1 protein-coding gene is annotated in these 530 nt (G+C 45.7%); it reads left to right on the top strand.

The genetic code is table 11. The annotated features are described in order from the left end of the window. A partial coding sequence (locus EAO38_RS08730; RefSeq protein WP_162982767.1) for a hypothetical protein occupies window positions 1-530 on the top strand: 530 nt, incomplete at both ends.

The raw sequence follows: 530 nt of genomic DNA, 5'->3' as shown, positions 1-530 counted from the left end.
ATCCCCCCTTAAACCCATCACAGAGCGCAGTATAGAGGAGCTCACAGAGAACACCACTTTGCAGGAGTATAAAGCCCTCATAGAGCAGGCTAAAGCAGAGGGGCTATTAGATGAGAGAAGGCTTAAAGATTTAAACGAACTTTTAGGGCTTGAAAAACACAGATGGATGATTGCAAGCCGTATCAAAGGCTACAGAGAGCAGATCGCCCAAGAGAAAGAACTACAAGAGATTGCCAAGGCTTATGGAGGATTCAAGGGGGTAGACTATTATTGCTACTTCCCCCCCATCCCCCAAGGGCTAAAAAATACCTTGGACGCATTTCATCAGGGCTTTAGCGCGGATATTTATAAATACAGAAGTATAGTTTTAAACCTTGAGAGCGCCCACCCAATGGGCGCAGTAGGAGGATTGCTCCAAGAGGCACAGAGTGTTAAAGCCGCGCTCACAAACCCGGATTTTGTGTTGCACCCCAATAAAAAGCCCGATTTGCTTTTCATCAAGCAAGAGGGAGATCATTTTTTCTTTGTAG

The sequence above is a fragment of the Helicobacter vulpis genome (assembly GCF_003660395.1).
GTDB lineage: Bacteria > Campylobacterota > Campylobacteria > Campylobacterales > Helicobacteraceae > Helicobacter > Helicobacter vulpis.
This window is presented reverse-complemented; position numbering and strand designations above follow the sequence as displayed.